Here is a 14253-nt window from a genome sequence, read left to right as displayed (position 1 = left end):
GTTCAGACTCCCAGGTATTGGTGGACGATCTCGGGTTGCTGGCGCAGCGCATCGCTGTCGCCGTCCCAGACCACGCGGCCCTTCTCGATGACGACGTGGCGGTCGGCCAGGTCCATGAGCTTGGCGACGTTCTTGTCGATGACGATCTGGGCCAGGCCCTCGCGCTTGAGCTCGCCGAGCGTGCGCCAGATCTCGGCGCGGATCAGCGGTGCCAGGCCCTCGGTCGCCTCGTCGAGCACCAGCAGCTTCGGGTTGGTCATCAGTGCGCGTCCGATCGCGAGCATCTGCTGCTCGCCGCCCGACAGCTGCGAGCCCAGGTTGCCGCGTCGCTCCTTCAGGCGCGGGAAGAAGGCATAGACGCGGCCGAGGTCCCACAGTGGCGTCTCGTGGCCGGCTCGCGGCACATGGGCAGTGGCGACGAGGTTCTCCTCGACCGTCAGGCTGGTGAAGATCTGCCGGCCTTCGGGCACCAGCGCCAGGCCCCGGCGGGCAATGCGGTGCGAGGGCATGCCGTTGACGCGCTCGCCGCCCACGCTGACCGTGCCGGCCTGCACCGGCAACATGCCGAACAGGCACTTGACGGTGGTCGAGCGGCCCATGCCGTTGCGGCCCAGCAGGGTGACGACCTCGCCGGCCTGCACGTCGAAGGACACGTCGAACAGGACCTGGGCGCGGCCATAGCTGGCCTGCAGGCCCTGGATCGACAGGATGGCTGGTTTCATCGTCCGGTCCTCACGTGGTTTCTTCGCCGAGGTAGACCGCCCGGACCTCGGGATGCGCGCGGATCTCGTCGGGCGTGCCGGTGAAGATCACCCGGCCATAGACCAGCACGCTGATGCGGTCGGCCAGCGCGAAGACAGCGTCCATGTCGTGCTCGACCAGCAAGATGGTGTAGCGGCGCTTGAGCCGCTGCAGCAGCGCCGTCACGGCGGCGGACTCCTGCACGCTCATGCCGGCCATCGGCTCGTCGAGCAGCAGGAAGCGCGGCTGCGCGGCCAGCGCCATGGCCAGTTCCAGCTGGCGGCGCTGGCCATAGGCCAGCTCGCCGGCGGCGGTGTCGGCGAAGGCGCCAAGGCCGGCGGCCTCGATCGCCTCGTCCGCTGCCGCACGGGCCTGCGGGTGGGCCAGCATCGGCCGCCAGAACGACCACGCGTGCTGACGGGCGCCGAGCGCGCTGAGCATCGCGTTCTCGCGCACGGTGAACTCCTCGAAGATCGAGGTGATCTGGTAGGACCGCAGCAGTCCGGCGCGGGCGCGCTGGTGGACCGGCAGCGCGGTCAGGTCATGGCCGTCGAACAGGACTCGGCCGGCGCTGGAACTCAATTCACCGCTGAGCTGGTTGATCAGGGTCGTCTTGCCCGCGCCGTTCGGCCCGATCAGCGCATGCAGCTCGCCGCTGCGGATGTCGAGCGAGACGTCGTCGGTGACCAGTAGGGCGCCGAAGCGCTTGACCAGGCCTTCGGTCTGCAGTGCGGCCATCAGGGTTGCTCCTGCGCGGTGGGGACGTTGGGGGCGGTGGCAGCGGTGACGCGACGTCGGTCCAGGACCTCGAGCCAGCCGGCGATGCCGCGTCGGCCGAACAGCGCGACCAGCACGATGAGCGGGCCGAAGACCATCATCCAGTGATCGGTCCAACCCTTGAGCACCTCCTCCAGGCCGAGGAAGACCAGTGCGCCAAGCAGCGGTCCGGCCACGGTGCCGATGCCGCCGAGCACGACCATCACGATCAGCTCGCCCGAGACGGTCCAGGCCATGGTGCTGGGCGAGACGAAGGCGTTGAGGTTGGCGAGCAGTACGCCCGCCAGCGCGCAGACCATGCCCGACAGCACGAAGGCCGCTAGCTGCAGCTGGCGCGACTGCAGGCCGATCGCATCGATGCGGCGGGCGTTCTGGCGCGCACCGCGCAAGGCCATGCCGAAGGCGGCCACGCGCAGCCGGGCCATCCAGACGGTGACGGCGGCCAGGATCAGCCAGGCGGCGTAGTACACGTTGGAGGCCGAGCCCAGGTCGAAGCCGGCCAGCCGGCTGGTGGCGGTCACCGGCAGGCCGTCGTCGCCGCCGTACTGCTTCAGGCTGACGACCAGGAAGTAGCCCATCTGCGCGAACGCCAGCGTGATCATGATGAAGGCCATGCCCGAGGTGCGCAGGCTGATGGTGCCCACCAGCCAGGCCAGCAGGCCCGCAACCACGACGGCCAGCGCCAGATGGACCCAGCCGTTGCCGATGCCGTGGAAGGCGCTCAGGCCGACCGCGTAGGCACCCACGCCGAGGAACAGCGCATGACCGAAGCTGACCAGACCACCGTGACCGAGCGCGAGGTTGAGCGCACTCGCCGCCACGGCGTAAATCAGGATGCGGGCGAAGAAGGCGATCCAGAAGGTCTGCTCGAAGGCGGTCGCCAGCACCGGGACCAGCGCCAGCAGGGCCAGCAGCAGCAGCGGGATCCAGCGCGAGGGCGGGACGTGGAGGATGGAAGTCATGGCAGGTCCGGGCTCAGGCGCGGTGGGCGGGAAAGAGGCCCTGCGGGCGCAGCGCGAGCACGGCGGCCATCAGCAGGTAGACGCTCATCGAGGCCAGCGCCGGCCCGGCCGCATCGGCGACCGAGCGCTCGGCGATCTGGCGCAGCAGCAGCGGCAGGAAGACACGGCCGAGCGTGTCGACCACGCCGACGATCAGTGCGGCGTAGAAGGCGCCGGAGACCGAGCCGATGCCGCCGATCACGATCACCACCAGCGTGGTGATCAGCACCGGCTCGCCCATGCCCGACTGCACCGACAGGACCGGCCCGGCCATCGCGCCGGCCACGCCGGCCAGCATCGCTCCGACGCCGAACAGCATGGCGTTGAGCAGGCCGATGTTCACGCCCAGTGCACCCACCAGCTGCGGGTTCTGCGCGCCGGCACGGATCAGCATGCCCACGCGGGTCTTGTGGATCAGCAGCCATGAGCCGACCGCCACGACCAGGCCGACGCCGATGATGGCGAAGCGGTAGGCCGGGTAGCTGAAGCCGAACAGGTCGACCGTGCCCTCGAGCACCTCGGGCACCTGCACGAACAGCGGCTGCGGCCCCCAGACCACGCGGACCAGCTCGTTGAAGAACATCACCAGGCCGAAGGTCGCCAGCACATGGTCGAGGTGATCGCGCCGGTACAGCCGCGCGACGATGGTCTTCTCCAGCAGCAGCCCGGTGGCGAGCGCGGCCGCCATGGCCGCGCCCAGGGCGACCAGGAAGGACCCCGATGCGCCGTAGGCCAGCGCGCCGATGTAGGCGCCGATCATGTAGAGCGAACCATGCGCCAGGTTCACGAAGCTCATGATCCCGAAGACCAGCGTGAGCCCCGCCGCCAGCAGGAACAGCAGCACGCCGTACTGCAGCCCGTTGAGCAGCTGCGCGAGGAACAGGGTCGCACTCATGTCGCTCGCCTCAGGGCAGGTTGCACTGCGCGGCGTAGGGGTCGACGTGGCCCTTGAACGGCGTGCCGATCAGGCGGGTGACGATCTTGCCGCCGTCACGGGCCGTCTCGAAGGCGTAGTAGTCCTGGACCGGCATGTTGTTCTTGCCGAACGAGAACGGACCGCGCACCGACTTCAGCTCGCTGCCGGCGGCCTTCACCGCAGCGGCCAGCTTCTTCGCATCGCCACCGGCCTTGCGCAGAGCGATGTCGAGCAGGTTGGCGGCGTCGTAGCCAGTGGCGGCATACAGGCTGGGCGTGCGCTTGTAGCGGGCCTCAAAGGCGGCGACGAACTTGCGGTTCTCGGGGTTGTCGAGCGCCGCGTCGTACATCGCGCCGCTGACCGAGCCGACCGCCGCTTCCCGCAGCGACGGCAGCGTCGTGCCGTCGACGGTGAAGACCGAATAGAACGGCATCTTGCCGGCCAGGCCCGCCTGGCTCATCTGCTTGACGAAGTTGATGCCCATGCCGCCCGGGTAGAACACGAACAGCGCATCGGGCTTGGCCGCCTGCAGCTGGGCGATCTCGGCCGAGTAGTCGGGCTGGTTGACCTGGGTGTAGACCTCGTCCACCACCTGGCCCTTGAAGAAGCGCTTGAAGCCAGCCAGCATGTCCTTGCCGGCCTGGTAGTTGGGCGCCATCAGGTAGACGCGCTTGATGCCGCGATCCTGAGCGAACTTGCCCATCGCCTCGGCGGCGCCGTCGTTCTGCCACGCCATCGAGAACAGGTTGGCCTTGCACTGCGCACCGGCGATCGGCGACGGGCCGGCGTTGGTGGCCAGGGCCACGACGCCGGACTCGGCGATGCGCGGCAGGCTGCCCATCAGCACGTTGGAGAACGACAGGCCGACGATCGCGTCGACCTTGTCCTTGTCGATCAGCTTGCGCACGGCCTGCTGGCCGACCTCGGGCTTGAGCTGGTCGTCTTCCTTGACGACGGTGACGGCCTGGCCGCCCAGCTTGCCGCCGAGCTGGTCGAGCGCGAGCTGGAAGCCGTCGACCTGGTCCTGGCCGACGAGGGCCTGCGGGCCCGACAGCGGGGCCATCAGGCCGATGGTGGCGGCGTGGGCGCCTGCGGCGGCCAGGGCGATCAGCGTGCCGCTGGCGGCGCTGCGAACGATGCGATCCAACATGGTGTGTCTCCAACAGGGATGAGTCCGCCCCCGGGGCCGTCGAGGACGGTCCCGCCGAGCGGTCGGGCAGGCAAGGAAAGGCCGGACCTGAACGGGCCCGGCGGCAGGATCAGTCGATCTGCAGGAACACGCGGCCACCCTCGATCTTCACGGGGTAGCTGCGCAGGGCCTCGGTGACCGGCGAGCAGGTCGGCATGCCATTGCGCACGTCGAACTTGCCCTGGTGCAGGGGGCACTCGATCTCGTGGCCTTCGAGGAAACCGTCGCACAGCCGGGCGTTGCCGTGGGTGCAGAGGTTGTCGGTCGCGTAGACCTCGTCGCCGACGGTGTAGACGGCGATGTCGCGGCCGGCCACGGCCACGCCGATGACGTCGTCGTCGGGCAGGTCGGCGGCGGCCAGGGCATCGGTCCAGTTGGGATCGCTCATGTCATGTCTCTTGGCAGATCAGATCGGATAGATGATCGAGTTCGGGATCATCTCGGTGTCGTAGATGCATTCGCGCGAGGCGAACTTCAGGCCGGCCGGCGTGCGCACCACCACGTCGAGGTAGCGACCGACATTGAAGACCGTGCTCTCCTGCGACAGCTTGGTGCGGAAGACGGCGTAGTTGGCCTCGCTGCGGATGCGACCGTCGGAGACCTCGCGCACCACCGGCGCGCCCACGACGTGGCGCTGGTAGTAGGGGTCGTGGAACAGCGTCTCCTGGATGCCGTAGACGCGGTCCTTCAACATGCCCTTGCTCGAGAAGGACAGCGTGGCCAGCGGGAAGCCGCGCTCGTGGTTCTCGCGCGGCTGCAGTCGGTAGACGCAGTCGTCGGTGAAGAACTCGGGCCACAGGTCCCAATGTCCGGAATCGACCGCGCTGGCGTAGTCGGCGTAGAGCTGGTTCAGGGCGAACCAGTCCTCGAAGTTCAGCGATGTGTTGTTGCTCATGGTCGGGTCTCCTTCGCGCCGGGTCACTCTTGCGCTTCCATCACGTCACGCCAGTAGCGGTACATGCCGCGGATCAGCGTCTCGGTGACCATGTGCTCGGTGTTCTCGACGCCCTTGCCGCCGAGTTCGGCCACCGCGCGGTGGAAGGGCTTGGACTCGAAGGCCTGCTGCGAGAACTCGATCACCTCGCCGTCGTCGGCCGACACGAAGCCGGCCGGGCCGAACAGGTTGGCCTGCGTGAGGCGGCGCTGGGTCATCTCCTCGCTGTCGTCCTCGAAGCCGAAGTGGGTCCAGACGAAGTCGAAGCTGCCGTGGCCATTGGGCTGGATGTGGCGCGTCGACACGCTGTTGACCTGCTGCTGCAGGATGACGCTCGGGAAGATCGTGGTCATCACGGCGGTCGGGCCGTTCCACCACGGCTCCGGCACGATGTCGATGAAGCTCGGGTCGTTGAGCTTCATCTCCGACTTGAAGCTCGAGACCTGCGTGACCTGATCGGCCTTGCCGGCCGCACCGCGCGTGGAGATCATGGCCGCGTGGCGGTGCTTCTCGTCCATCCGCAGCTGGCTCTTGTTGTCCGCCCGCCAGAGGCCGAAGGTGACGAACCAGGTGTGCAGCAGGCCCGGGTGGTACGGGTCCTTGATGTTCTCCTGCATCAGCTTCCAGTTGCCCGGGATGCGCTGGCGGTTGTAGCCCAGGATCTTGAGCTTGCGGCCGTTGAACAGGCGGTCGTAGTAGCCCAGGATGGTCGGGCCCAGGTAGTCCTCCAGCGACTCGATGTCGTGGTCGAAGGACGCGAACACCACGCCGCCGCGCACGGCGACCTTCAATTTGGTCAGGCCGTGGTCGCTGGTCTTGAAGTCCGAGGGCATGCCACCGTGAACCTGGCCGTCCTGCTTGACGCCACGCCGGAACGGCACGCCCTGCAGGTCACCGTTGAGGCCGTAGCTCCACTGGTGGTAGGGGCAGACGAAGTCCTTGGCCTTGCCGTGGCGCTCACGGCAGAAGCGCATGCCACGGTGAGCGCAGACGTTCTCGACGACGTTGATCGAACCATCCGCATCGCGCACCAGGATGACCGAGCGTTCACCGACCACCGTGCGCTTGTAGTCGCCCGGCTCGGGGATCTCGGCCTCCAGGCCGACGTAGCACCAGTGGCCCTTGTAGAAGAAACGCTCCAGCTCGCGCTGGTAGATCTGCGCATCGGTGTAGGCCAGGAAGGGGATGCGATGGGTGCCGTCGCCCTCCCATTGCGGGGTGATCGGGAAGACCTTCGATGCGGTGGAAGGTTCGCTCATGGCTGTCTCCTGCGTCGTCTTGAGTGGCATGCGTTCAGGCTTGAGGCCTCAGGCCGTCACCTGGACCTCGAGGGTGCCCAGACCGTCGATCTGGCCGCGCATCACGTCACCGGCCACGACCGCGTTCACACCCTCGGGCGTGCCGGTCATGATGATGTCGCCGGGCTCCAGGTCCTCGTACTCGGACAGGTAGGCGATCGACTCGGCCACCGACCAGATCAGCTTGGCGATGTCCGAAGACTGGCGCGGCGTGCCGTTCACGGTCAGCGAGATGCCCGCCGAGGCCGGATGTCCGATGTCAGCCGCACGGTGCAGCGCACCGATCGGCGCCGACAGCGAGAACGACTTGCCGAACTCCCACGGGCGGCCCTTGTCGCGCGCCTCAAGCTGAAGGTCGCGGCGCGTCATGTCCAGGCCCACGGCATAGCCGTAGACAAGTTCGAGCGCCTGTGCGATCGGGATGTTGCGGCCACCCTTGCCCAGCGCGACCACCAGCTCAATCTCATGGTGGTAGTTCGCCGTCTTGGGCGGATAGGGCACGCTCGTCGGCGACGAGGCGTCGACCACGGCCGAGGCCGGCTTCATGAAGAAGAACGGCGGTTCGCGGTCCGGATCCTTGCCCATCTCGCGGGCGTGGGCGGCGTAGTTTCGGCCGACGCAGAACACGCGGTTGACGGGAAAGCGCTCGTCGCGCCCGGCGACGGCCAGGGTGTGCTGGCGGGGTGCCTCGATGGCGAGTTTCATGGGGTCTCCTGGAAGGTGGATGCTGTTCGACGTCGCGGATCAGAGCCGTTCGTCGCGCCACAGGCCGAGGGCCTGCTGGACCGGTCGGTCCGAGAAGCTGAAGAGGATGGAATGACGCCGCGCCCGCAGCGTCAACGTGTGCCACGAGGGCACGACGAACACGTCGTTCTCCTCGAAGGACCAGGACTGGTCGCCGACCTGCACCTCTCCGCCGCCTTCCAGGCAGACGTGCACGGTGCCGTCGGTGCAGCGATAGGGACGGGTCTCGAAGCCCGCCGGCAGCAGCTGGGCAAAGGCGCCGATGGTCGGCATCGGCGAGGCACCGGTGGCCGGGTTCACATAGCGCAGCTTGTGGCCGTGGTGAGCATCGATCGGGCCGGCCGCGATGCCGGCCAGAGAGGCCTTGGTGCGCTCGAACGGGTAGACGAACACCTTGGTCGGATCAGCCGGCTTCGGCTGGTAGTCCATCGGCAGCATGTTGGCGCCGTAGCGGGCCAGCGCGTCGCCCTCGGGCCGCAGAGCATCCTGCGAGCTTTGCTCGCTGCGCTCTGCAAAGCCGGCGTCCAGGAAACGCACGATGGGGATGTCCAGGCCGTCCAGCCACACCACCGGCTCGTTGCCCAGGTTGCCGTGGTCATGCCAGGTCCAGGCCGGGGTGATGATGAAGTCACCGCGGCGCATGGTCGTGCGTTCGCCGTCCACCGCCGTGTACGCGCCCTCCCCGTCCATCACCAGCCGCAGGGCCGACTGGGTGTGGCGGTGGGCGGGCGCCACTTCACCGGGCAGGATCAGTTGCAGGCCGGCGTAGAGCGACTGGGTGATGCAGGACTGGCCGCGCAGTGCCGGGTTCTCGAGGATCAGCACGCGGCGCTCGGCCTGCTCGGCGGTGATGAGCCGACCGGCTTCGAGCACCTGGTCGCGCAGCTCGGCATAGCGCCAATGGGCGGCCTGGGCGGGCGAACGCGGCTGCGGCGGCACCAGCGCGCCGAGCACCTCCCACAGCGGGGTCATGTTTTTCTCGCCAATGCGGTCGTAGAAAGCCTGGCGCTGCTGCCGCGCCTCCGGGCTCAGGTTCTGGGGTGCATGCATGGTGGGGATCCTCAAGTTCCTTGTGCGTAGAAGGCGTCGGCATAGACGTGGCGCGGGTCGATGCCCTTGCGGCGCGCCAGCACCGTGGCCGCCTCGACCATCGGCGGCGAGCCGCACAGGTAGGCGCGCCAGCCGGTCAGGTCGGGAAAGTCCTGCTCGATCGCGTCGGTGACCATGCCGCAGCGGTGCACGCGCGGGTCGCCACCGGAGGTGACCACCGCATGGACCTTCATGGCCGGGTGGTCGCGCTGGAGCTGCTGCAGCCAGTCCAGACCGTAGATGTCGCGCGGCGAGCGCACGCCGACGTAGACATGGATCGGGTTGCTCATGCCCGCCGCGATGGCGCCGCGCACGATGGACAGGATCGGCGCCAGGCCTGTGCCACCGGCCACGCAGAGGATCGGAGACTCGCCCTTGCGGCGCAGGAAGGCCGAACCCAGTGGGCCGCTGACCTTGACCGCATCGCCGACCTTCAGCTGGTTGGCGATGTAGCCGGTGACGCGGCCGTCGGGCACCAGTCGGACGTGGAACTCGAGCGTGTCGTCACCATCCAGCCCGGCCATCGAATAGGGCCGCACGTGGTCCGGCGTGAACTGCAGTTGCGCGTACTGTCCAGGCGAGAACTCGATGCGCTTGGCCGGCTTGAGAACCACGCGCTTGATGTCGTGCGTCAGGTCCTCGATCGCCTGCACGGTGGCCTTGATGATGCGCGCCGGGTGGACGACTACCTCGTCCGGTTCGGGAATCTCGATCGTGCAGGGCTCGGTGATGAAGGTGCGGCAGGCCAGGATGTAGTCATCCTCGCCGTCGAGCGGATGCTGCTGGGCCTGGCCGCCTTCCAGCACCTCGCCGTCGACCAGCCGGCAGCGGCAGGTGCCGCAGCGACCCGCCAGGCAGGAGTACGACATCGGGATCTGCGCGGCCCGCAGGGCCTCCAGCAGGTTGTCGCCGGCTTCGACCTGGATGGCGCGGTTCAGAGGCTGGATCAAGACTTCCATGTGGGCGCCCGTGCGGCATGTCTGGGATGGGCCGTATGGTCGTGCGACAGAGGGAATCAGCCAATAACATCCGCCGTATATTGATCATCATGGGCGGTGATAGGAGACCTGCATGGAGCTCAAGGACATCGATCTGAACCAGCTGGTCGTCTTCCAGCAGCTGATCGTCGAGCGACGCGTGTCGCGCGTGGCCGAATCGCTCGGCATCACCCAGCCGGCCGTCAGCAACACGCTGGCCAAGATGCGACGCCAGTTCGGCGACGAGCTGTTCCTGCGCACGCCGGCCGGCATGGTGCCCACGCCGTTTGCCGAGCAGCTGGCCGAGTCGGTGGGCTATGCGCTGGGCATGATCCAGAGCGGCCTGAACCAGCAGACCCGCTTCGATCCGGCGTCGTACAAGCGCGCCGTCACGATTGGCATGACCGACATCGGCGAGATCGTCTTCCTGCCCGCCTTGATGGACCGCGTGCGACAGGAAGCGCCCGGCGTGACCTTGAGCACCGTGCGCAATGCGGTGGTCAACCTGCGCGACGAGATGGAGGCCGGCAAGGTCGACCTCGCCATCGGCCTTCTTCCACAGCTCAAGGCCGGTTTCTTCCAGCGTCGCCTGTTCCAGCAGCGCTACGTGTGCCTTTTTCGACGTGGCCATGCGCTGGACAAGGCCCGTGTCACGCTGCAGGACTACAGCCGCGCGGAACACCTGGTCGTCGTGTCGCCGGGCACCGGTCATGGCAAGGTGGACGAGCTGATCAAGCGCGCCGGCGTGGACCGCAAGGTGCAGCTGACCGTGCCGCACTTCGTCAGCGTCGGCCACATCCTGCAGGGCTCGGAGCTCGTCGCCACCGTGCCCGAGCGGCTCGCCAAGCATCTGGTCGAGCCCTTCGGCCTGCGCTACGTCACCCACCCGGTCAAGTTGCCGGAGATCGCGATCAACCTGTTCTGGCACGCCAAGTCACACCGTTCGGCCGCCAGCCAGTGGCTGCGAGGCGTGGTGGTGGACCTGTTCGCGGACGACGAGGGCTGAAGCACACCCGAACGTGACAACGCCCCGCCACCTGCGAAGGTGACGGGGCGTCGGGATGTCCGATCAGGCCGGCATCAAACGGTCATCAAACCGGATATTGCTGGACCGACGGCTCGATGGTGATCCACTTCAGCTCGGTGAACTCGTCGATCACCGCACGGCCGTCAAAGCGGCCGTAACCGCTGTCCTTGGTTCCGCCGTAGGGTGCCTGGGCCTCGTTCTGCACGGTCGCGCCATTGACGTGGCAGGAACCGGTCTCGATCTCCATCGCCACGGCCAGGGCACGGTTGACGTCGCGGCCGAACACGCCGGCCGACAGGCCGTAGGCGGTGTCGTTGGCCACCGCGATGGCCTCGTCGACGCCGCGCACGCGCACGATGGTGGTGATCGGGCCGAAGGTCTCCTCGTCGTAGATCTTCATGCCGGGCTTGACGTGGTCGACGATGGTCGCGGGCATCAGCGCGCCATCGGCACGGCCGCCGCAGGCCAGCGTGGCGCCCTTGGCCAGCGCGTCGTCGATCATGGCGTTCAGACGGGTACCCGATTCCTTGGCCACCATCGGGCCGATCACGCACATGGCTTCGCGGCGCGGATCACCGGCCGGCAGTTCCTTGGCCCGGGCGGCGAACTTGGCGACGAACTCGTCGGCGATCGACTCATCGACCACCAGGCGCTCGGTCGACATGCAGATCTGGCCCTGGTACAGGAAGGAGCCGAACACGGCGGCCTTGACGGCTTCATCGACGTTGGCGTCGTCGAGCACCACCAGCGGCGACTTGCCGCCCAGCTCCAGCAGGCAGCGCTTCAGGTGGGTCGCAGCCTTCTGGGCAATGATGCGGCCCACACGGGTCGAGCCGGTGAAGTTGATGCGGCGCACCGCCTTGTGGGCGATCAGCGTGTCCATCACCTCGGGCGCGTCCTGCGGTGCGTTGGTCAGCACGTTCAGGACGCCGGCGGGCAGGCCGGCCTCGACCAGCGCCTCGGCCACCAGCATGTGGGTGCGCGGGCTGGTCTCGGAGGCGCGGAACACCACGCTGTTGCCGCAGACGATCGGGTAGGCGATGGCACGCGCGGCGAGCACGACCGGGCCGTTCCACGGCACGATGCTGAGCACCACGCCAACGGGCTGACGCACCGTCATCGACATCGCGCCGGGCTTGTCGGTCGGGATGGTCTCGCCCTGGATCTGCGTGGCCAGCGATGCGGCCTCGCGGAACAGGTTGGCGGCGAGGTAGACGTTGAAGCCGGCCCACAGCGCCGAGGCACCGACTTCAGCAGCCATCGCCTCGATGAAGGCGGGGGTCTTGGACTCCAGCACGTCGGCGGCCTTGAGCAGCACGCGACGGCGCTCGGTCGGGCCGGTCAGGCGCCACTTGCGGAAGGCCGCATGGGCCGATTCGACGGCGGCCGTGGCATCGGCGACGCTGGCGGCGGCCGAGCGCGTCACGAGTTCGCCAGTGGCGGGGTGACGACGTTCGAAGGTCGCCTGGCCGGCGGCAGGACGCGCCTCGTTGTCGATGAGGAGTTGGGTTTCCATGCTGTGCTCCAGGTCAGTTGGTCGGCACGACCCGCGTGCCGCGTTGGGCGACACCGGTCCACGCACGCCGTGCTGCGCGCGGGACCGTTGTCAGGTGGGAAAAGGTTGCCCCGTGCGTGACACCGGAAGCGGTGCCACGCGGGACCCAGGCCTGTGTCAGGCCTTGACGGGCGCGAGGATGTCGGCCATCTGCTCGCCGATCAGCGCGCAGGTGGCCATGGTCGCGACCGAGGCGATGCGCGGCATGATCGAGCTGTCGGCGATGCGCAGGCCCTTCACGCCATTGACGCGCAGCTGGGCGTCCACGACCGCCTTGCCGTCCTTTCCCATGCGGCAGGTGCCGGCCTGGTGGAAGTAGGTGGTGGCGCCGTCGCGGACGAAGTTCTCCATGTCCTTGCCGACGAGCTTCTTGCCCGGTGCCACCTCGCGCTTGACGAAGTCGCTCATCGCTGCCGAGTTGCCGATCTCGCGGCTGACCTCGATGCCGTAGGCCAGGGCCTTGACGTCGTCCGGGTGGCTCAGGAAGCGGGCGTCGACGATCGGGCGGTCAGCCGGATCGGCCGAGCGCAGGCGCACCGCGCCGCGGCTCTTCGGGCCGACCAGGCCGGCGCACAGCGCCCACGACGTCGGCGGCGGGCCGTACTGCTTGCCCACCACGTCGCTGGCGTAGGGCAGCTCGATCTGCACCAGGTTCACGTCCGGCGTCACCAGCGAGGACACGCTCTTGAGGAAACCCGACGCGTTGGCCGCGCTGTTGCGATGGGGCATGTGCTCCTTCGGCTCGAAGAGGCAACCGCCATGCAGCAGGTGATCCTGGAAGTTCTCGCCGACCTCAGGCGCGTTCACCCGGGTCTTGATGCCGTGCTGGCGCAGCTGCTCTTCCGGGCCGATGCCGCTGAGCATCAGCAGCTTGGGCGTATTGATGCCGCCGGAGCTGACGATCACCTCGGACTTGGCCTGCACCGTGCGGACCTTGCCGCCAATGTTGAGCTCGACGCCGGTGACGCGGTTGCCTTCGAAGGTCAGGCGGTCAACGTGGCTGCGCACCAGCAGCGTGACGTTCTTGCGCGCCAGCACCGGGTACAGGTAGGACCGCGCCATGCTCTGGCGACGGCCGTCGCGGATGATCTGGTTCATCAGCGCGAAGCCGCCGGAGCCTTCTTCACGGGCGCCGTTGAGGTCGTCCAGCACGGGCATGCCCAGGCTGCGACAGGCCGCCAGCATGGCCGGCGCCATCGGGTGCGGGTTGGCCGCATGCTGGCACCACACCGGGCCGCCCTGGCCGCGGTAGCGCGCATCGGGCTTGCCCTGCCAGTTCTCCATGCGGCGGTAGATCGCCAGGCCCTGCTCGTAGCCCCAGCGCGCGTCACCGGCTTCCTGCGCCCAGTACTCCAGGTCGCCCTTGAACGGACGCGCCCAGATGGTCGCGTTGATGCTGCTGCCGCCACCGACGACCTTGCCCATGTGCTCGGGGATCGCGCGGCCATTGGTGGACGGCGAGGCGATGGCGACGTCCTTCCAGTCGCGCTCGGAGCCCAGGTTGGTGAACCACACGCTCGGGTCGAGCACCGACGGTGCGGTGTCCCAGTCGCCTGCCTCAATCACGAGGATGCTGGCATCGGTGCGGGCCGCCAGGCGGCCGACCAGCGCCGAGCCCGCGCTGCCGGTGCCGACGACGATGTAGTCGTAGGCGCCTTGCAGCTTGGCCGCACGCTCGTCCTGGTTGGCGCGCATCGCGTCGAGTTCATCGGCCAGCGCACTCAGGCCAGTGGTGGCCAGACCGGCGGCGGTAACCGCCTGGATGAAGCCGCGACGGCTCAGGCGGCCGGCGATCAGGCCTTGCTCCAGACGGTCCATCAGACGGTCGGCATCGGGGGAAAGGTCGGCCGACTGGCCTTGCGGGAGGTAGGGATTCACCATGGGGAGGTCTCCTTGTTGTGGCGACGCACCGTGCGTCGAGGAAGTGCGTTGGACGTGACGTTAGGTCTCAGGCGCCAATCGCACGCACATCGGGTTTGCCCCAGGCGCCACCTGTTCCGATTGA

The 14253-nt window shown here is 68.1% G+C and carries 14 protein-coding genes; 1 reads left to right on the top strand and 13 read right to left on the bottom strand.

Annotated elements, in window-relative coordinates:
• Window positions 1–2: 2 nt before the first annotated feature.
• The 11 genes from ACWA7K_RS05045 to ACWA7K_RS04995 form a co-directional block, all read right to left on the bottom strand.
• On the bottom strand, window positions 3–722 hold the full coding sequence (locus ACWA7K_RS05045; protein ID WP_456166257.1) for an ABC transporter ATP-binding protein: 720 nt from the start codon (window positions 720–722) through the stop codon (window positions 3–5).
• A gap of 10 nt (window positions 723–732) precedes the next feature.
• Window positions 733–1479: an ABC transporter ATP-binding protein gene (locus ACWA7K_RS05040; protein ID WP_456166255.1), complete on the bottom strand. Its 747-nt coding sequence runs from the start codon at window positions 1477–1479 to the stop codon at window positions 733–735.
• Window positions 1479–2480, bottom strand: a complete 1002-nt coding sequence (locus tag ACWA7K_RS05035; protein ID WP_456166253.1) for a branched-chain amino acid ABC transporter permease — start codon at window positions 2478–2480, stop codon at window positions 1479–1481. The genes ACWA7K_RS05040 and ACWA7K_RS05035 overlap by 1 nt, the downstream gene beginning before the upstream one ends.
• 13 nt (window positions 2481–2493) lie before the next feature.
• The gene (locus tag ACWA7K_RS05030) at window positions 2494–3414 is read right to left on the bottom strand and encodes a branched-chain amino acid ABC transporter permease (protein ID WP_456166251.1); all 921 of its coding nucleotides are present in this window, start codon (window positions 3412–3414) and stop codon (window positions 2494–2496) included.
• 10 nt (window positions 3415–3424) lie between these two features.
• Window positions 3425–4585 (bottom strand): ABC transporter substrate-binding protein, encoded by a 1161-nt coding sequence (locus ACWA7K_RS05025; protein WP_456166249.1) that lies wholly within the window; start codon window positions 4583–4585, stop codon window positions 3425–3427.
• A 109-nt stretch (window positions 4586–4694) separates the two neighbouring features.
• Window positions 4695–5012, bottom strand: a complete 318-nt coding sequence (locus ACWA7K_RS05020; protein ID WP_456166247.1) for a non-heme iron oxygenase ferredoxin subunit — start codon at window positions 5010–5012, stop codon at window positions 4695–4697.
• Window positions 5013–5030: 18 nt separating this feature from the next.
• On the bottom strand, window positions 5031–5519 hold the full coding sequence (locus ACWA7K_RS05015; RefSeq protein ID WP_456166245.1) for an aromatic-ring-hydroxylating dioxygenase subunit beta: 489 nt from the start codon (window positions 5517–5519) through the stop codon (window positions 5031–5033).
• Window positions 5520–5542: 23 nt separating this feature from the next.
• On the bottom strand, window positions 5543–6817 hold the full coding sequence (locus ACWA7K_RS05010) for an aromatic ring-hydroxylating dioxygenase subunit alpha (protein ID WP_456166243.1): 1275 nt from the start codon (window positions 6815–6817) through the stop codon (window positions 5543–5545).
• Between the two features lie 48 nt (window positions 6818–6865).
• On the bottom strand, window positions 6866–7561 hold the full coding sequence (locus ACWA7K_RS05005; RefSeq protein WP_456166241.1) for a fumarylacetoacetate hydrolase family protein: 696 nt from the start codon (window positions 7559–7561) through the stop codon (window positions 6866–6868).
• A 39-nt stretch (window positions 7562–7600) separates the two neighbouring features.
• A complete protein-coding gene (gene gtdA, locus ACWA7K_RS05000; RefSeq protein WP_456166239.1) occupies window positions 7601–8650 on the bottom strand; it encodes a gentisate 1,2-dioxygenase in 1050 nt (349 codons plus the stop codon).
• 11 nt (window positions 8651–8661) lie between these two features.
• Window positions 8662–9648: a 2Fe-2S iron-sulfur cluster-binding protein gene (locus ACWA7K_RS04995; protein WP_456166237.1), complete on the bottom strand. Its 987-nt coding sequence runs from the start codon at window positions 9646–9648 to the stop codon at window positions 8662–8664.
• A 112-nt stretch (window positions 9649–9760) separates the two neighbouring features.
• On the opposite strand from ACWA7K_RS04995, the gene ACWA7K_RS04990 reads away from it, so the two are divergent.
• Window positions 9761–10672: a LysR family transcriptional regulator gene (locus ACWA7K_RS04990; RefSeq protein WP_456166235.1), complete on the top strand. Its 912-nt coding sequence runs from the start codon at window positions 9761–9763 to the stop codon at window positions 10670–10672.
• Between the two features lie 85 nt (window positions 10673–10757).
• On the opposite strand, the gene ACWA7K_RS04985 is transcribed toward ACWA7K_RS04990, so the two are convergent.
• Together ACWA7K_RS04985 and ACWA7K_RS04980 are read right to left on the bottom strand one after the other, a co-directional pair.
• Window positions 10758–12209, bottom strand: coding sequence for an aldehyde dehydrogenase (locus ACWA7K_RS04985; RefSeq protein ID WP_456166233.1), 1452 nt, complete (start codon window positions 12207–12209; stop codon window positions 10758–10760).
• A gap of 156 nt (window positions 12210–12365) precedes the next feature.
• Window positions 12366–14129: a GMC family oxidoreductase gene (locus ACWA7K_RS04980; protein WP_456166231.1), complete on the bottom strand. Its 1764-nt coding sequence runs from the start codon at window positions 14127–14129 to the stop codon at window positions 12366–12368.
• Window positions 14130–14253 lie beyond the last annotated feature (124 nt).

This window comes from Leptothrix mechoopdaensis (SeqCode) (assembly GCF_053893855.1).
The sequence above is the reverse complement of the archived record's forward strand: the minus strand, read 5'-3'. Positions and strand labels throughout refer to the sequence as shown.